Origin of the sequence: Streptomyces anthophorae (assembly GCF_049310305.1) — a bacterium.
Taxonomy (GTDB): domain Bacteria; phylum Actinomycetota; class Actinomycetes; order Streptomycetales; family Streptomycetaceae; genus Streptomyces.
The window spans coordinates 2,821,999-2,839,773 of sequence record NZ_JBLWQQ010000001.1 but is presented as its reverse complement, the minus strand read 5'-3'; the positions used below and the strand labels follow the sequence as shown (position 1 = coordinate 2,839,773).

General features: G+C 69.9%; 15 protein-coding genes. 7 read left to right on the top strand and 8 right to left on the bottom strand.

Annotated elements, in window-relative coordinates; genetic code table 11:
- Positions 1-123: 123 nt before the first annotated feature.
- The 5 genes from ACNYS0_RS12590 to eccB all read right to left on the bottom strand — a co-directional run bounded on the left by ACNYS0_RS12590 (position 124) and on the right by eccB (position 6,448).
- Positions 124-1,509 carry a S8 family peptidase gene (locus tag ACNYS0_RS12590; protein WP_422473298.1) on the bottom strand — a complete coding sequence of 462 codons (1,386 nt, stop codon included), beginning with the start codon at positions 1,507-1,509 and terminating at the stop codon, positions 124-126.
- Between the two features lie 87 nt (positions 1,510-1,596).
- On the bottom strand, positions 1,597-3,162 hold the full coding sequence (locus ACNYS0_RS12585) for a hypothetical protein (RefSeq protein WP_422473296.1): 1,566 nt from the start codon (positions 3,160-3,162) through the stop codon (positions 1,597-1,599).
- 14 nt (positions 3,163-3,176) lie between these two features.
- Positions 3,177-3,521 carry a hypothetical protein gene (locus ACNYS0_RS12580; RefSeq protein WP_422473295.1) on the bottom strand — a complete coding sequence of 115 codons (345 nt, stop codon included), beginning with the start codon at positions 3,519-3,521 and terminating at the stop codon, positions 3,177-3,179.
- Between the two features lie 120 nt (positions 3,522-3,641).
- Positions 3,642-4,889, bottom strand: a complete 1,248-nt coding sequence (gene mycP / locus ACNYS0_RS12575; RefSeq protein ID WP_422473293.1) for a type VII secretion-associated serine protease mycosin — start codon at positions 4,887-4,889, stop codon at positions 3,642-3,644.
- A 56-nt stretch (positions 4,890-4,945) separates the two neighbouring features.
- Positions 4,946-6,448 carry a type VII secretion protein EccB gene (gene eccB / locus ACNYS0_RS12570; RefSeq protein ID WP_422473291.1) on the bottom strand — a complete coding sequence of 501 codons (1,503 nt, stop codon included), beginning with the start codon at positions 6,446-6,448 and terminating at the stop codon, positions 4,946-4,948.
- A gap of 257 nt (positions 6,449-6,705) precedes the next feature.
- Here eccB and eccE point away from each other — a divergent pair, with 257 nt between their 5' ends.
- From eccE to ACNYS0_RS12555, 3 genes are all read left to right on the top strand, one after another.
- Positions 6,706-8,109, top strand: a complete 1,404-nt coding sequence (eccE, locus tag ACNYS0_RS12565; protein ID WP_422473290.1) for a type VII secretion protein EccE — start codon at positions 6,706-6,708, stop codon at positions 8,107-8,109.
- Positions 8,109-9,764 carry a hypothetical protein gene (locus ACNYS0_RS12560; protein ID WP_422473288.1) on the top strand — a complete coding sequence of 552 codons (1,656 nt, stop codon included), beginning with the start codon at positions 8,109-8,111 and terminating at the stop codon, positions 9,762-9,764. Before eccE ends, ACNYS0_RS12560 begins: the two co-directional genes overlap by 1 nt.
- A 262-nt stretch (positions 9,765-10,026) precedes the next feature.
- Positions 10,027-12,609: an AAA family ATPase gene (locus ACNYS0_RS12555; RefSeq protein WP_422473286.1), complete on the top strand. Its 2,583-nt coding sequence runs from the start codon at positions 10,027-10,029 to the stop codon at positions 12,607-12,609.
- Positions 12,610-12,686: 77 nt separating this feature from the next.
- Here the strand turns inward: ACNYS0_RS12555 and ACNYS0_RS12550 are convergent, their stop codons facing one another.
- The 3 genes from ACNYS0_RS12550 to ACNYS0_RS12540 all read right to left on the bottom strand — a co-directional run bounded on the left by ACNYS0_RS12550 (position 12,687) and on the right by ACNYS0_RS12540 (position 14,887).
- Positions 12,687-13,430 carry a sporulation protein gene (locus tag ACNYS0_RS12550; RefSeq protein WP_422473284.1) on the bottom strand — a complete coding sequence of 248 codons (744 nt, stop codon included), beginning with the start codon at positions 13,428-13,430 and terminating at the stop codon, positions 12,687-12,689.
- Between the two features lie 93 nt (positions 13,431-13,523).
- Positions 13,524-14,120: a hypothetical protein gene (locus tag ACNYS0_RS12545; protein WP_422473283.1), complete on the bottom strand. Its 597-nt coding sequence runs from the start codon at positions 14,118-14,120 to the stop codon at positions 13,524-13,526.
- A gap of 86 nt (positions 14,121-14,206) precedes the next feature.
- Entirely contained in the window at positions 14,207-14,887 is a 681-nt protein-coding gene (locus ACNYS0_RS12540; RefSeq protein WP_422473281.1) for a hypothetical protein, read from the bottom strand.
- Positions 14,888-15,136: 249 nt separating this feature from the next.
- Here ACNYS0_RS12540 and ACNYS0_RS12535 point away from each other — a divergent pair, with 249 nt between their 5' ends.
- The 4 genes from ACNYS0_RS12535 to ACNYS0_RS12520 all read left to right on the top strand — a co-directional run bounded on the left by ACNYS0_RS12535 (position 15,137) and on the right by ACNYS0_RS12520 (position 17,775).
- A complete protein-coding gene (locus tag ACNYS0_RS12535) occupies positions 15,137-15,478 on the top strand; it encodes a hypothetical protein (protein WP_422473280.1) in 342 nt (113 codons plus the stop codon).
- A 93-nt stretch (positions 15,479-15,571) separates the two neighbouring features.
- Complete coding sequence (locus ACNYS0_RS12530) at positions 15,572-16,705, top strand: WXG100-like domain-containing protein (protein ID WP_422473278.1); 1,134 nt, start codon at positions 15,572-15,574, stop codon at positions 16,703-16,705.
- A 54-nt stretch (positions 16,706-16,759) separates the two neighbouring features.
- Positions 16,760-17,116, top strand: a complete 357-nt coding sequence (locus ACNYS0_RS12525) for a hypothetical protein (RefSeq protein WP_422473276.1) — start codon at positions 16,760-16,762, stop codon at positions 17,114-17,116.
- Positions 17,117-17,130: 14 nt separating this feature from the next.
- Complete coding sequence (locus tag ACNYS0_RS12520) at positions 17,131-17,775, top strand: hypothetical protein (RefSeq protein ID WP_422473274.1); 645 nt, start codon at positions 17,131-17,133, stop codon at positions 17,773-17,775.

The window sequence follows — 17,775 nt, the reverse complement described above, 5'->3', positions numbered from 1 at the left end:
CTGGGTTGGTTCCAAGCTCGTGACTCGACGCCGCGGCCTCATGCATGAGGCCCGTGACCGCGGGTGGGCGGTCACGGGCCTCACGGTGTCGCTGGGCGTGTGCAGCGTGCGGCCGGTCAGTGCTTACTGGCGCGGGGGACCCCACGGCGGGGGCTGCTGCTGGCCGTAGGGGCCGGGCTGCTGCGGCTGGGGCGGGTAGCCGCCCTGCTGGTAGGCGGGCGGGGGCATGGTGCCGGGAGCACCGGGTCCGCCAGGCCCGCCCGGGCCGCCGCGGTTGTTCTTGTTGCGGGAAACGACGACGATGATGACGATCACCGCGATGACGACGAGTGCGCCGATGCCGATGCCCACGTAGAGCAGCGTGTTCGAGCTGTCGTCGTCCGAGGAAGAGGCGCTGGGGGCGGAGCCGTCGCCGGCTGCCTTGCCGCTGTCGCTGCCGGAGGCCTTGGGGAGGGACGACAGATCCCAGGGTCCGTTGGCGCCGCCCTTGGGGATGTTGGCGGTGAGGGCCTTGAGCGGGCTCAGGTCGCCGTAGCCGTGGACCTTGTCAGGGAGCTTCGACTTGTCGACACCCTTGGCGATGTAGGTCGACTTGGTGACGCGGTTGACCAGTTGGCCAGGGGTGTAGTCCGGGTACTTCTGCTTGAGGAGGGCGAAGGTGCCGGAGGCGATGGCGGCGGACATCGAGGTGCCATCGGTGGTGAGGTAGTCGCCCTTCTGACTGTTGCCGTCGGCGTCCACGTAGTCGCCGTTGGCGGTGGCCACCGTGATGCTCTTGCCAGGCGCAGTGAAGAGCAGGTGCTTCGAGTAGCTCGACTCTTCCCAGGGGGTCCCGCTCTGGGTCGAGGCGCCTACCTGGACGACGCCAGGGACGGAGCCGAGTCCGCCGTTGTCCTCGACTCCGTCATTGCCGGAGGAGAGCACCAGGACGACGTTGTGCGCGAGTGCGTAAGCGACGGCTTCCTTCGAGTCCTGACCGGCAAAGCCCTGGTCGAGCGACATGCTGATGACGTCGGCGCCCTGATCAACGGCGTACCGAATGGCTTCTGGCTTGGTGCACGCCGTCTTCCGCCCGATTCCGGAATCGTCGCCCTCGCTGCCATCAGCGGAAAAGATGTCGATGGGAAGAATCTTGGCGTCCGGAGCCATTCCCAGCATGCCCTGGCTGTTCCCTGATCCGTGGCCGTGGCCCGCGATCAGCGATGCCATGCCTGTGCCATGGTCGTCGCTGATTTCACGGTTGGCGGGCTGCCCGTCCTTGCACCGCTTACCGGGGAGAACACTGCCTGTCAGGTCGGCCTGATTGCCGTCCACACCGTCGTCGAGTACGGCGACGGTGACGCCCTTGCCCGTGGCGACCTTGTGGATGGCGTCGATGTCGAACGCCTTGTTCTGCCACTGGTCGTTTCTGGTCGCGTCCGCCGATGCGGCCGATGCGGTGCCGAGCACCAGGGCTCCCACCATGGCCGCGCCGCCGATCGCGCGTAGCGTCCTGTGCGCGAAGCGCATGCTCTGACACCTTTCGTGGTGAATTCCGGGCTGATGTGCATGGGGCCCACGACCGGAATGGTCGTGGGCCCCACGAACGGTATCTGGTTACTCGATGACGGGCGGGTTGGCCTTGCGGTCCTTCGGCTTCCAGGTGCTCTCGTCCTCGACGAGGTAATCGGGGAGACGGCTGTTGTTGCCGCCCTCGCCGCGCCCCTTTCCGGCGCCGCGTCCGCCGGCGGCTCCGGCGGGACCGAAGCCGTTGCGGCCGTTCTGGCCCTTGCCTGCGGCGCCGGCACCGCCCGCGCCTGCGCCACGGTTGCGGAGGCCCGAACCGCCGGGGGTGAATGCCCCGCCGGTCTTGCCCTTGGCTCCGCCGACCACGCCGCCCTTCAGGCGTGCGCCTGCGCCGGTCTTGCCGCCGAGACCGCCCTTGCCCGCGCCGCCGGCGCCATGGGCTCCGCCGCCCATGCCGCCCATACCGCGGCCGGCGCCCGTGCCTCGACCTGCGCCAGCGCCGGTACCTCGGCCAGCCATTCCAGAACGTCCGGCCGCACCGCCGCCTGCCCCACGGGCAAGCCCCGCCGCGCCGCCGGCGAGTCCGCCCGCCATGCCACCGGCCATGCCGCCGCCCAGACCGGCTCCACCGGCACCGGCGCCACCGCCAATTCCACCGCCGGCCCCGAGACCGCTACCCGCTCCGGTCGCGGAACCCGGGCCGCCGGTGAGGCCGGGTGCTGCGCTGTCCAGGTCCGTACCGATCTGGGACGGAGCGGCGCCCGAAGTGGTCGGTGGCTTCAGGCCGTTCGCGTCGAAGCCGGGGATGCCCTGGCCGGCTCCGCCTCCGCCGATGCCTGTGCCGCCGCTGATACCCGGGTTGGTGCCGCCGGCCCCGGGGACATTCATGTCGCCGGGGCCCTTGATGTCGGGCTTGTTCGGGACCTCCGGCGGCTTGTAGCGGGTGTCATCACCATTGAGCTGCTGGGCATTCGTCTTGTAGACGTTCCCCAACTGCTCCATGTGTGTCGCAGCCTGGAGCGCCGCCTGCCTCTTGGCGCCCATCTTGTCGCCCCACTTGTCCATGACGGCCTGGGTGTCCATGCCGCTGGCGAGGTCGGCATCGATGCTGCTGCCGGAGCTCCGGACGCTTTGGTACAGCTGGTATTCGGTGTACAGCTGCGTGGCGGGGTTGGCGAGCATCATGGCGAAGTCCTTGGCGGACATGTTGGTGAACATGTCCGTCGCGGTGTCCCAGGCCTCGTCCCACCAACTGACGTCGATGCTCTGGACCTGATCCTGGATCTTGTAGAGGTTGTCCGCGGAGTTGTCCATCGCCTTGCCTGCGAGCTGGGCGAAGTTGCCGCCCTTGGCCATCTCCTGGCTGATCTTGTCAGCCTCTTGCTTGAACTTGTCCGCGGATGAGCCCTTCCACTTCTCCAGGACCTTCTTCACCGCGTTGTCGAACTGTTGCTTGAGGCCGCCGCTGCCGTCGGAGCCCACGAGGTGCTCGTGGACCTCGGTCCAGTTCTGTGCGACTTCCTTGACCGTCTGCGGCTTGGCATCCGCGACCATCTGCTTCAGTTTGTCGAGGTCGTGCTGGTTGAAGTGGGTGTCCCAGCCCTTGCCCGACCCAGTGCCACTCAAGCCGCCGCCCGACGGCGCGTCAGCCACCATCTCCCCGTCCCCCTTCAGGCGTTGCGGTTCGCGACGCCAGAGTCACCGGTCTGCTTGACCGCGTTGTCGGCCTCGGCGTCCTGGTACTTGCCCCGAGCCGTGTCCGTCTTCTTGCCGAACTTGTCGACGAGCTTCTCGATTTTCGCGATCATCTCGACTTCGATCTTCTGCTTCATGTCCCCGTGCGCGTTGTACAGCTCACTCGCCTCAGAGAAGTCAACGCCCAAGGCTCCTTCCGGGATGTACGTCCCGTACTTCGCCTTGTCCTTCGGTCCACTCATATCGCTGAGGACCTGATTCAGCTCCTTGACCACCTGGTCAAGGGCGTCAAGATCGACCTCGTAACCACCATCAGCCATCGCAGGCCGCCTTCCCCGTTCTCCCCGAAATGCTGTTGTGCCGCGCGCAGTTCAGTACGCAGGCAGCTTCTCTAGGATCGCTCCCCGCACACTGAACTCACAAGTCGAGCACAGTTTCCCTCACAGAACGTCCTCGCCCCGCCGCCGCAACCAGTCCCGCCGCGCCATCGCCCCCGCCGCGATCACCGCGAGGCCGATGCCGCCGCCGATCACCAGGTACGTGCCGTAGCGGGAGTTGCGCTCCGCAGGGGTCTCGCCCAGCGTCAGCTTCGCGGCGGTGATCTTTTCGCCGCCGGGGCCCGCGGCCGTCGCGCCCTGCAGGTCCTCGTTGGTGATCTGCTGGGCCGGCGGGGTCTCGTCCTTGACGGCCGCCACGGGGTCGATGACGCCCCAGCCGATGTTGTTGTCGCGGTACGCGTGCGAGCGCGAAGCGGTGTCCTCGAGGTGCCAGATGATCTCTTCGGGCTTCCAGTCGGGGTGCTTCTGCTTGAGCAGGGCGGCCACCCCGGCCGCGTACGGGGCGGCGAACGACGTTCCCTGGTCGACGCACTGGCCGCCCTGGGGGACCGTCGAGACCATGTCGACGCCGGGCGCCGCGATGTCCACGTGCTTGTTCGGCGTGGAGAACGGGGCGCGTTCGTTGTTCCGGTCGGAGGCGGCGACGGACAGGACGTTCGGGTTCTTGAGGGCCGCCGGGTAGGTGTCCGAGGCCTTGCCGGACGAGCCGCTGTTGCCGGCCGAGGCGACGATGAGGACGCCCTTGTCCTCGGCGTTGTTCACCGCGGCCTGCAAGGGGGCGAGCTTGGACACGTTCGCCGTCGTGCCCTGCGAGATGTTGATGATCTTGGCGCCGCCCGAGACGGCGGCATTGATGGCGTCGATCATGGTCGCCAGGTTGCCGCCCTCCTCCGCCGTGCTCGTCTGGAGCGGCAGGATCTTGGCGTGCGGAGCCAGACCGTGGAAGCCCGAACCGGTGATCGGGGAGGCCGCGATGATGCCGGCCACCTTCGTGCCGTGGCCGACGCCGTCGGTCGTGGCCTTGCCCTTGCCCTTCGCGAACGACTTGCCGCTGAGGACCTTCCCCGTCAGCTGCGGATTCTTGGTGTCGACGCCCGTGTCGATGACGGCCACGGTCTGGCCGTCGCCCTTGAGCTTCTTGCCCTCCCACAGCTGCTCCGGGATGACGCGCTGCAGCGACCACGGCGTGCCCTTGATGACGTTGCCGCCGAACTGGCAGTCGGTGGAAGCCAGTTGGGTGCCGTCGTCCGCGACGGCGGGCGTCACGGTCAGGCAGGCGAGTACGGTCGTCGCCGCGAGCGCCGCGGCCGTGCGTCGAGCGGCGACGATGGGTGCCATGGTGGGTGCCACGGTCTCTGTTCCCCCTATGAGTTCTGCGCCGGCGATGCGGCGTCAGGAGTTCCGCGTCAGGAGTTCTGCGTCTGCTCGGCGGCCTTGGTCGTCAGATCGGGCCCGGACGGCAGCAGCTTGGACCACTGGGAGGGGACCGACACCTTGCGCGTCTTCTCGTAGCCGAGGCGGATCTGCGCCCTGCCGACCTCTTCCTTCTCCGAACCCGACCCGTCCTTGCCGGAGTCGTTGTTCACGGGAAGGTAGTAGCGCAGGCCGGTGTCGGTGACCAGGTAGTTGAAGCCGCTGGCGGACTGGCCCTCCTCCTCCTGGTAGAGCAGGCCGCTGCCCGGGCTCACGTAGGAGGACGCGCTCGACGCGACCGAGGTGATGGGCAGGGAGGAGCCGGCCCAGGTGCTCAGGTTGGTCGACTTGCCGCCGTTGTAGACGGAGCAGGAGGTGTCGTTCGAGCCGCCGTTGGCGAGCGACACGGCCTCGGTGGGCCAGGTGTCGGCGCCCTGCATGTGTGCGCCCCTGTCCCGCTGGAGCTCGGGCTCCTGGATGATCTGCGGGGTGGAGTCGCGGAGCGTCTCCCGGAGCAGCTTCGCCTGGAAGGCGGTGACGGGGACGACCTTGTCCTGCTCGACGAGGTAGTGGTCGCCGCCGTTGGTCTTCAGGAGCGTGCCGGTGGTGCGGAACTTGGGCGGCACGCCGGTCGCGTTGGAGGGCTGGCCGTCGCCCGGCAGGTAGGGCAGCTTGATCGGCTGGCGGCTCTGGTTGAGCGTGGCCAGCCAGTCGTCGGTGACGGTGCGCGGCTGGGCGCTGTTGCCGAACAGGGTGCGGACGAGGGAGTCGAGGCTGCCGCCCTGTCCCGCCTGGAGCTTGTACGCCACGCCGCGGCTGCTCACGAGGTACGGAGTCCTGGACTCGTCCTGGACGTACAGGGCCTGGTCGGAGCCCACCTTGCCCGAGCTCTTCGACGTGACCTTCTTCGCGTCGTCCTTGTCGAGGACGAACACGGTCTGCTGCGTGGACGTGGACATCGCGTCGGCGCCGCCGATCGCCTGCTGGCACAGCGCCCACACCTTTGCGGTGCCCGCGTCCTTGTCGTTCGGCATTCGGTCGGGGGCGTACGGAATTCCGACCATCGAGCCCTGGGCGATATTCGATTCGTCGAGGAACTTCTCCTTGACGGTCTTCACGGAACCCTCACCGCTGTTTTTCGGGTTCAACAGAAGCTTCGCGGACGCGAGGTTGAGGACGGGGTGCAGGACAGGCTTGTCCTTGCCGTTCTTATCCTTCTTGTCCGACTTGAGTACGACGTATCGAGTCGCCGACGGATCGGTGACGATGATCCCGGCCTCGGGTGTGTCCCAACCCTTGGGCGCCACCGGGCTGATCATGCCGCAGGCGCCGAAGCCCGCAAGGACCACCACGGCCATGACGATGCCCGGGACCGCGTGCTTGAGCGGCCGCGGGGCGCTGTCCACCGATCCATTGGGGAGTGGTTTGAGAAAAGCGGCAACGGTCCGCTTGCGTGCGAAATTGTAGGCATTCAGCTCATCACGACGTGATGCCATCGTTACGTTTTCTCCCCGTCCTCGCTGGACCGTGCTGGACTATTGCTGCTGGCCCACTTCTCGACCACCCCCGGCGCATGCGCCGCACGGGCCTCTACTATGCCGTGTGGTGATCGGGCCGTAGCGTACGGGTACGGTTTTTCCACGCGCCAGCCGACGTTGGGTCCCGATGGCCCGGGGCGGTCCGATAACGACCGATTCAACCCAGCCGGCCATCACGAATCATCACAGCAGCGAGCGAAGGAGCAGGGCGGGGGATGTCCAGCGCCAGCAGGACCCGACAGCGCGGCAATCAGGGGCGACCGGCCCCGAACGGGCGCCGCGGAGGGGGCCGTTCCGGCGGCCGCCCCACCGGTCGACCGGGCGGGCAGGGCGGACGCGGCGGGCGTGGTAGCCGTACCGCGCAGGTCGCTCCGGAGCCGCAGCAGCAGGCCGCAGGTCCGGTGAGGCCGAAGCTGCCTCGCAAGACCGGCAGCTTCGGACCGATCAGCACGCACCACTTGGTGATCATCGAGATCGCGCTGGCCCTCGTCGTGGCGGCCGCCGCGATCAAGGCAGTGCTGATGGTGCCCGCCGCCATCGTCGGCGGGCTGCTCGTCTTCCTTCAGCTCGGCCGGCGCCGCCGCCACCCGCTGCCCGAGTGGATGGCGATCGGCCGCGCCCTCAAGCGCCGCCGCCGCGCCTTCAACGGGCCGCCGCCCGCCGACATCGACAGCGGATTCGCGCCGCTCCTCGAAGCCGACCCGAGCCTGCGCACGTACGAGTACGAGGCCCGGGACCGGCGCCTCGTCGGTTTCGTCGGCGACGGCTCGTTCCTGACGGCACTCGTTCAGGTGGACTCCGCGCCCGGGCCGCTGCGCCCGCAGGGTGACGCGCGGCCGCTGCCCGTCGAGCTGCTGGCCGACGCCCTGGACGTCGAGGACATCCACCTCGAATCGGTGCAGTTGGTGCAGTACACCCAGCCCGCGCCCGCCCCGCATCTGCCGCCGCAGGCCCTCGCCGCGCAGGCGTACGCCGCGCTCCAGGCGCAGGCCGGCACCCCGGCGGTCCGGATGACGTGGGTGGCGCTCAAGCTCGACCCCGAGCTGTGCCCGGAGGCCGTCGAGGCCCGCGGCGGCGACCTGCGCGGCGCCCAGCGCGCCCTGCTGCGCGCCGCCGACCAGCTGATCAGCCGGCTCAACGGACGGGGCTTCGTCGCCGAGGTCCTCGACGAGAACGCCGTGCTCTCCGCGCTCTCCGTCGCGACCTGCGTCAACCCGCGCGCCAACCTCAACGCCCAGTCGCAGCAGGGCCGTTCGGGTCCGCGTACCGAGGAGAGCGTGCGCGCCTGGCGGTGCGACGACCGCTGGCACGCCTCGTACTGGATCGGTACCTGGCCGCAGCTCGGCCGCGGTGGCACGCCGCTCGGCGCGCTCGCGTCCGGCCTGTCCACCACCCGTACGCTCGCGACGACGTTCAGCGTCGCCCTCGCGCGCGCGGGCCGTGAGGACGTCGCGGTCAGCGGGCACGTGCGCCTCTCGGCGCGGAGTGAGAACGAACTCGGTCAGGCCAAGCGCGAACTCGAGCGCGCCGCCTCCGGCCTCAAGGCCGGCCTCGTCCGTCTCGACCGGGAACAGCTGCCCGGCCTCCTCGCCACCCTTCCCCTCGGAGGCACGCGCTGATGAGCACCCCCGGCAACCAGGACCCCCGCCAGCAGATGACGCCCGAGCAGCACGCAGAGCAGGAGCGCCGCGCCGCGGAGGCGGCGGAGCGACGCAGGCAGTGGGAGGCGCAGCAGGCCGCCGCCCAGCAGCAGGGCGGGTACGGCTACCCGCAGCAGGAACAGCAACAGCAGCAGGCGCAGCAGCAGTTGACGCCGGAGCAGCACGCGGAGCAGCAGCGTGCCGCGGAGGCGGCGGAGCGGCGCAGGCAGTGGGAGGCGCAGCAGGCCGCCGCCCAGCAGCCGGACGGCTACGGCTACCCGCAACAGCAGCAACAGCAGCCGACTCCCGAGGCGGGCGGCTACGGCTATCCGCAGCAACAGCAGCAGCCCACTCCCGAGGCGGGTGGCTACGGCTACCCGCAGCAGCAACAGCCCACCCCCGAGGCGGGTGGCTACGGCTACCCCCAGCAACAGCAGCCCACCCCCGAGCAGGTGGCGCACCAGCAGGCCGCCCAGCAGCAGGCTGCCGCCCAGCAGGCCGCCGCGGAACAGGCCGCGCAGCAGCAGGCCGCCGCCCAGCAGCAGGCCGCCGCGGCCCAGCACGCCGCGGAGCAGCAGCAGTTGCGCGCCCGCTACCAGGAGGAGCAGCGCCGCGCGGAGGAGGCCGAGGCCCGCCGCCGCGAGTGGGAGGACCAGCAGCGCCAGCAGCAGATGGCGCAGCAGCAACAGCTCGCGGCCCAGCAGCAGGCGGCCGCCCAGCAGCAGTACGCGCAGGCGCCGGACCAGCAGCCGCAGGACCCGTCCCAGGGCGTCGTCGGCGGCATCGCCCAGGTGCCGCAGCAGGCGGCCCCCGCCACCGGCACCACCATGACGTACGCGCCCGCGCCGGAGGTCGGCTCCGGCCGGCCCACGCACCGGGCGCTCCCCGAGGACCCCGCGAACGAGGACGACTTCGCGGAGTTCGAGGAGGAGTTCACCAGCCCCGGCTACGGGCTGCGCGGACCGCGCCGCCGTCGGCACGTCATGCCGAAGAAGTCGCTCGGCTCGCTCGGCGTGAGCGTGGGTGATGACGGCGTCGTCATCGGCGTCGACCCGCAGGGCAGCCCCGCCGTCCTCGACGTGCTGCGGCCGAAGCCCCGCGAGATCGTCGTCGTCGGCTCGATGTGGACCGCGCAGATCATCGCGCTGCGCACCGCGGCCATCGGCGCCCGCATCGCCGTCGAGTCGGTGCGGCCCGCCGCGTGGGCGCCGATGGCGCAGGCCGCGGGCGGCGGACTCCAGTGCGTCTCGGTCTACGAGCCGCGCCAGATGGCCGCGCAGGGCGCGTCGGTCGCCAGCCCGGTCCTCGTTGTACGGGACCTGGGCGCGCAGCCCGGCCGCTCCCAGATCGCGCCCACGCCGTGGCAGTCGACGCTGACCGTCGTCCCGTTCCTCGGCCCGCGCGCGCCGCGACTGCTCGCCCGCGCCGACGTCATCGGGTTGCAGAACCTGTCCCCGCAGGAGGCCGAGGCCATCGGCCGGGTGCTGCGCCTTCCCGAGCAGCTCACCCAGACGCTGCCGACGCTCAGCGACGCGACGATGCTCTGGATCGCGGGCGACAAGCGCCAGTTCGTGATGGTGCAGCCGACGGAACCGGAGACCGGGCTGCTCGGCGGCCCGCGCCGGATGGACTGACGCCCGGCGGACCGGGCGTGGGGCCGGTGGCCCCGAAGAGCGTGGGGTGGCCCCGTAGAGAGCGGGTACGCGACGTGTACCGACGGGTACGTGAGACGTACCGCCTTTACGGAGGCCGCCCCGAACCGTTTACGCTGTCCGGACGAACGGCTGAGACGCAAGTGACGCGGGGCCGCTGCGACGGTCGGGGGCGACGACGCGCGACCCACCAGGTCCCGCCGGAACCGGTCGTTCAGGTGCACAGCAGAGACCAGGAGGCACAGTGACCAGTGACCGGGACCAGCGGAACCCGGACCCCGGCGACGGTTCGATCGAGACGGAGCTGACGGGAGAGTTCCGGCTCGATTTCGACGCGCCGTCCTGGTACGCGCAGCCAAGCGAATCGAGTGCGACGCCGCCGTCCGGCACGCCCGCGACCCCCTCGTCCGACACGACAGGGGGCGCGACTCCTCCTCCGCAGCCCGCGCCGGTTCCCTCGTCCGAGGGTTCCGCGCCGCCGCCGGCCGCTCCTGGGTTCCCGACCTTCGGAGGTCCGGGTACGACTCCGGCTCCTCCCGCTCCTCCGGCTCCGGCTGCTCCGGCTCCCGCGGGAGAGGCGGCACCGGCCGCGCCGCCCGCCGCCGATGCCGACCCGGCCGCGTCGAGCCGCAGGTCCGGGTCCGTCGATCCCACGGGTGACCTCTGGGGGGACGACGATGACGATGACGACACCGACGGCGGTGCGGAGCCCGCGACGGCGACGTCCGAGCCCGCGACGTCCGGTGACGCCGCAGACGTGAACCAGGCGGCCGCTGCGGCCGGTTCGGCAGCGCCGGGTGCCCCCGTGGCCCCGGAGAGTGCCGCTCCGGCAGCGCCGGTCGCGCCGCACGCGGCTCCCGGTGCCCCGGCGCCGCAGCCGCCCGCCGACGGCGGTTACGGCTATCCGCAGCCCGCGCAGCAGCAGCCCGCCCCTGGTCAGCCGGCTCCTGCCGCGCCGCAGCCGCCGACGGCCGACGGTTACGGCTATCCGCAGCCCGCGCAGCAGCAGCCCGCCCCCGGTCAGTCGGCTCCGCAGCCGCCGGCCGCGGGTGGTTACGGCTATCCGCAGCCTCCGGCTCCGGGTTACGGCTACCCGCCGCAACAGCAGCAGCCGGGCCAGCCGCAGGCGCAGCCCCAGCCGCAGGCGCAGCCCGCTCCCGGCCAGCCGGGTCAGCCGATGCCCCCGCAGCAGCCGGGTCCGTACGGCCAGCCCGCTCCGCAGCAGCCCGCTCCCCAGCAGCCGGGCCCGTACGGCGCGCCGCAGCAGCCGGGCCCGTACGGGCAGCCTCCGCAGCAGCAGCCCGCCCCCGGTCAGCCGGCTCCGCAGCCGCCGGCCGCGGGTGGTTACGGCTATCCGCAGCCTCCGGCTCCGGGTTACGGCTACCCGCCGCAACAGCAGCAGCCGGGCCAGCCGCAGCCGCAGGCACAGCCCGCTCCCGGCCAGGACCCGGCCCAGGCGCCGCCCGCGCCGCAGGCTCCGTACGGCCAGCCGCCCCAGCAGGGTCAGCCTGCCCCGGGTCAGCCGGCCCCCGGCCAGCCGGCTCCGGGTCAGCAGGCCGCTCCCGGTGCGCCTGCGCCCGCCCCGAACGCGTATCCGCAGCCGGCCGTCGACCCGCGCGCGGGCTGGGACCCGGGTGCGGGCCAGCAGCGTTCGGCGCCGGGCGCGCCCCTCGGCTACAACGCGCAGGTCGAGCTCAGCTCCGACCGTCTCCTGCGCAACCAGCCGAAGCGCAAGAACAACAACAAGGGCCCCAGCAAGTTCAAGCTGGGCGCCAAGGCGGCGGAGGCCGAGCGGCAGCGCAAGCTCCAGATGATGCGCACGCCGGTCATGTCCTGCTACCGGATCGCCGTCATCAGCCTCAAGGGCGGCGTCGGCAAGACGACGACCACGATGTCGATCGGCGCGACCCTCGCCTCGGAGCGCCAGGACAAGATCCTGGCGATCGACGCCAACCCGGACGCCGGCACGCTCGGCCGCCGTGTGCGTCGCGAGACCGGTGCGACCATCCGCGACCTGGTCCAGAACATCCCGCACCTGCACTCGTACATGGACATCCGCCGGTTCACCTCGCAGGCCCCGTCCGGCCTGGAGATCATCGCCAACGACGTGGACCCGGCCGTCTCGACGTCCTTCAACGACGCCGACTACCGGTCCGCGCTCGACGTCCTGGGCAAGCAGTACCCGATCATCCTCACCGACTCGGGTACCGGTCTGCTCTACTCCGCGATGCGCGGAGTCCTGGACCTGGCCGACCAGTTGGTCATCATCTCGACGCCGTCCGTCGACGGTGCTTCGAGCGCCAGCACCACCCTCGACTGGCTGTCGGCGCACGGATACGCGGACCTGGTCCAGCGTTCCCTCACGGTCATCTCCGGTGTCCGCGAGACCGGCAAGATGATCAAGGTGGACGACATCGTCAGCCACTTCGAGACGCGCTGCCGCGGCGTGGTCGTCGTCCCGTTCGACGAGCACCTGGCGGCGGGCGCCGAGGTCGACCTCGACATGATGCGCCCGAAGACGCGTGAGGCGTACTTCGAGATCGCGGCGCTGATCGCCGAGGACTTCGCGCAGCGCGCGGAGGCGCAGATGCAGGCGGGCGGCATGTACGGAGGCCAGCAGCCGGGCATGCCCCCGGCCGGCTTCCCGCCGCAGCAGCAGGGCTACGGCCAGCAGCAGCCGCCGGCGGCCCCGCAGCAGCAGGGCTACGGCTACCCGCAGCAGCAGCCGCCCCAGGCTCCCCAACAGCCGCAGCAGCAGCCGCCTCAGCAGCCGGGTGGCGGCGGCCTGCCGTCCGGCTGGACGACGCAGCAGCCGCCGCCGCAGTAGGCGAGGGCAGTACGAGTACGAGGGAGGGGGCCACGTCCGACACGGACGTGGCCCCCTCCCTCGTACGGGTTACGCGTTCACCGCTGGAAGGTGGCCCGCAGATGCTGGTCGAGCCAGGCGGTCCACGCGGGCAGATCGATGTTGCTGTACGAGAAGGGGTACGGCCCGTGCGGGCCGGTGATCAGGTCCAGCGAGTCGTGGCGCGCCACGAACACGGTCTCCAACTGCCCGCCCGGACGCCGGTAGTCGGAGGGGAACCACATCTCGATCTCCTGCCAGTAATCGGTCTGCGAGTTCCGGCCGCCGCTCGGGGTCCCCTTCTTCACCTCCGCCTCGTCGAAGCGGAAGCCGAGGTTGGCGTACGCCTGGAGCAGCGCGTCCTGCGCCGGCAGCGCGTGCACCTGGATCTCGTCGAAGTCCCCGCGGTCCACGGCGTTGTCGACGGTCAGCTCGGTACGCACCGCGACCCGCGCCCCCTTGAGCGGCCGCCCGCCCAGGACGTGCGTCAACGGGGTCTCCCACGGCACCTCGAACGTGACCTGCCCGTCCTTCGTCTCCCCGGCCTTCAGCTCGAACTTCTCGCCCAGCACAAGGGACTTCACGACACCCGGGTTGCTCCACAGGGTCTCGGTCTCCTCCCGGTCCTCGAACCGGGTGACGATCTCGATCCGGACCCGCTCGACCTCGATGTCCACGGAGCCGCCCTGGAGCCGCACATTGCAGTGCAGCTGATCCCCCGGCCGTACGGCGGTCGCGCTGAGCGTGGTCTCGACCTCGGGCGCACCGACACCGAGCGAACTGAGGAACTTCCGAAAAGCCACGAATACCCACTCCCCGGGCCACCGGCACCACCACCTGGACCCTCCAGGCACCCGCCCCCGACCCGCCGGGGCACCCTAACGTGGGGGTGAGCGTCAGAGCTGTACCTGAGACGACACCAGGGAGACGGTGCAGCCGACGACGGACACCGCGACCAGCGCGACAAGCAGCACACGCCAGCTCGTACCGAGCGTGGTACGCCAACTCTCGCGGGCCCCGATCGTGCACCACCTGGCGAGCCAGTATCCGGTACGGACACAGAACAGGCCGAAGGCGAACGGGGCCAGCCCCATGAAAGCGAAGCCGAGGAACACGGTGCCTTCGTTCGTCTCGGTCGCCCCGTAACCCCAGCCCTTTGTTCCCTGCACGGAGAGTTCGGCTCCTGCGGCCTGATTTCCCGCTCCGCTCACTGCGGCCTCGTCGTCGGTGACCGAGCCGTCATCGGAGCGGAATGTGCCCCGGCAGTCCCACGAGGTGCTGCGGTGGGAATGCCGACCGGAACCGCTGCTGTGCGTCTCTTCGTAGCAGTGGTCCACGGTGAGGGTCCCGTGGGTGCCGATTCGCCCGCTGTCGTTCAGCCAGACGACGCCACCGATTCCCGAGAAGGCCAGCGCGGCCAGGATCAGTCCCCACCCGCACAGGCGACCGATACGTCGTCGCGTGGTCGCCGTGCGGGCGGCAAGGTTGAACATCTATGGACTCCAGTGAAGGGCATGACGCATTGGAGGAGAGCCGTTCGAGTACGGCAGGTTCGGACGGCTCAGAAGTCTGGGAAGGTTCAGAAGAACAGGCTCGCGAAGCCGCCGAACATGAGCAGCACACGGAAGACGATGGCGAGCACGAGACCGATGCCGCCGATCACCCACAGCCAGGACTCCGTGGCGGAAAGCCACTTGGGCAAAGTAGCGGTGCCCTCGGAGTAGGAGGGGCCGACGCCCTTCTTCGGGAAGTGTCCGGCAGCGATGCAGGTGAAGCTGTAGCCGAGGAAGATCAGCGCGAGAAAGCCGAGGCAGAGACAGTTCGCGACGGACAGCCAGCTCGTGACGTACAGGCTGCCGTCCGATGAGCGGTTGACTGGGACCTCGTAGCCCTTCTTGTATCCCTGGTCGTAATCCTGCTCACGGATCTTGTCGATGGCGTCGCCGTCACCGCTTCCCGAGTCTCCGTCGAGCACGAGCCGCGCCGACCTGTCCACGACGTCACCGTCGGAGGAGCGGAACGTCCCCGCGCAGCTGAGCTCGGTGACCCGGTGGCTCGGGCGGCTGCTGTGCGAGCGCGACGAGCCGCCTGAGCCGTACGTCGTCTCGCACTGGCTGATGGTCAGGTCGCCTCGTGTGCCGATGACACCTGTCGACATCGCGGCGGTGGAGAAGCCGTACCAGATGACAGCGAGCGCGGCGATCAACAGTGCGACACCGAACCATCGCCCGATCGGGGAAGGGGGAACGGGGGTGGTCACTCCTGTTTCGGCCGCAGGCTCTGGGGGCGGAGGAGGGGAGGAGAAGGCGGGGGAGGTCATATGAAAAGTCCTGTTGGGCCCTGGGCGGCGGGTAAGGGAGGGTTCGCACCGTAGCGGGCTCGCGTGGAGGCACTACGGCAGGTACGTGAAGGGTGGGTGCATTGTGCGCTCCTGTGAATTCGGTCGACTACAGTACGACACCGGCTCAGCGGAGCCGGAACTGGAACGTGATCAGCAGGGGGAAGGCTCATGGCGGGCGGTACTGGATTCGATATCGATCCGGATGTCCTGAAGTCGATAGGGCGAGAATTCGCGCGGCTCGCTGAGACGTTCGGTTCTGCGGCGAAGAAGTCGGGCGACGCGATCGAGGAGCACGAAGAGGGCTTCGGCGATGACGAGGCAGGGATCGCCACTGCGATCCTCGACTTCTACAAGCCGATCAGCGCGGGTATCCGCGACTCTTTGGAGCACCTCACGGAGGGCCTGAAGGGCGTCGGGGAGAAGCTCGATTCCATGGCCGAGCAGTACGACACGACGGAGCAGGACCACTACAGGACGCTGATGCAGGCGTCCCAGAACCGCGGAGCCTAGCCGCTGACGGCGCCCGCGAGTGAAGGCCGAGCGCGCAGTGCACGCCTTCGTTGATGTACCGCTTTCGTTGATGTACCGCTGAGGAGCAACCCCGTGGCTTTGGACGAGATCACCGTACTGCCGCCTGAACTGGACTTCGTCCTGGACCTTCTCGGGTTCGACTGGCCGAACCTGAATGAGATCAAGATGGTCGAGGCGGCCAACGAGTGGCTCCAGCTCGGACAGGCCGCGGCCGACGCGCAGTCGCAGGGCGGCATGGCCGCTCGACCGGCCGAGAATTTCTCGGGCAAGGCAGTCGAGGCGTTTTCCGATGAGTGGGGAAAGTTCGCCAACGCCGCACTCGGGGTCGGTTACCTCGATGTGATCAGCGTTTCCTCGGGGGCGCTGGCCGGAGCGCTCACGACATGTGCCGCCATCGTGGCCGAGATGAAGATCGCCATCATCGTCCAACTCATCGATCTGGCCATCGAGTTCGCCATCGCGCAAGCGGCCGCGATCGAGACCCTCGGGGCTTCCGAAGCGGCGTTCGCGGCCCGAGTCGTCATGATCAGGCAGCTCGTGGGGCGCCTGCTCAAGGAGGCGGCGCAGAAGGTCTGGCAGGCGATCCAGGACGCACTCAAGGAGCGGGTCGTCAAGGAGGCGAAGACCATCCTTGAGGACCTGGCCAAGGACACTCTGAAGTCCGTCGCGTCGGAGGCGGCGACGCAGAGCATCAAGGTGGGGTTCGGCGCACAGGGCAGCTTGGCGGAGTCCGCTCTGGGGTTTGGTGCCTCCGTGGTCAACCCGGCCATGGGCAAGGTGGCCGGCGAGGTCGAGGTGAACGACGAGGGCACCGGTTACGACTTCGAGGCCAAGGCCGGCGGAAAGGTCGTTCAAGGCCTGGCGGCCGCGGACTCGGGTGATCCGGGTGGGCTGCGAACTGCCGTGCAGGGGGCTGGGGAGCTCTTCAACAACGCCACGGAGAAGCCGTCGGCGTCGTCAGGGACGTCCGGGAGTTCCGGAGATTCCACGCCCGGCACGGCAGATCAGGGCGGCGGCACTCCCGAAGGCGGATCGTCGGGCGGCAGCGGCGGTTCGGAGCCGGCGGGTTCGTCCGGTGACCGCGGTTCGGGTGAGCCCACTGCTGCGGAGTCGGGAGGCACCGCCGGAGCCGACGGTACCTCGGGAGACGGTAGTGCTTCCGGCGGCTCGCAGGCTGCTGCGGACGTGCGCGCCGCGTTCGGCTGACCGCCCGCCCCACCCGCGACCCATCACCGTTCCCGTAGGAGGAGATCCCATCCCATGACCCCTGACAAGAGCAATGGTTACGACGCCCTCGGCGAGCGCGAGTACCCGATCGAGGACAAGAACCTCACCGAAGAGCAGAACGAGCACCTCACTGCGTCGCTTCGCAAGGTGCGTGACATGAAGGACGCGCCGCCCGCTCTGCAGGATCTCGCGCGTCAACTCCTCGGTGGGCGTATGGAGTTGAAGGATGTGCTGGACTCGCCGTCCGGGCATCGTGCCCTGGGTGAGGGGCTGTCCGGGATGCGGGAGCAGTGGCGGAACATGTCTCCGCAGGAGCGGCAGAAGGTCCGGGAGTACGACCCGGACGAGGACCCGAAGAACGCCCCCGGGCCCGACCGCAGGATTCGTTGAGAGCAGGCACGCACGTGACATCCACGGGGGCCGCCGAGCAGTACGTGGCTCGGCGCGATTACATCTTCCGGCGCATGTTCGGCTGGATCGTCGGTGTCGGCATCGTGGCCATCGGCTGCGCCACGGCCTGGGCGGGTGTCGGGTATCTCGACGGGCATGTGTCGGTCTCGGCGCGGCCGGGGTCGCTCGTGGTGCGGTCGTGCGAGCCCGCGGGCGCCGAGTACACCTGCGCCGGCACCTTCGGGGACGACAAGACCGGTGAGCGGACCGGCGGCGCCACCATGACGTGGAGCCGCGATGCCATCCCGAGCGCCGCGATCCCCGCGTTCAAGACGGACGACGGCTACACGGCCACGGCCGACGGCGAACTCACCACGGGCAAGCTGTCCCGGGCCCTGTTCTGGCTCGGTCTCACGGACCTGCTGTGGCTCGTCGGAGCCTTCTTCCTGCTGACCGGCTACCAGCCACGGCCGGCTCTCCACTACGGACCCTTCATCGGTGTCTGGCGCGAACGTGAACGCCGTTTCGGCCGGGTCACCCTGGAGGAGGCGTGGCACGTCCTGCGGCACGAGCGTGGTCCGGCGCTGCCGATCCTCGTCGTCGTGACGGTGCTGTGCCCGGTGCTGTTCGTCGGTAGCTGGCTGGCGGGGGGTGCGTGA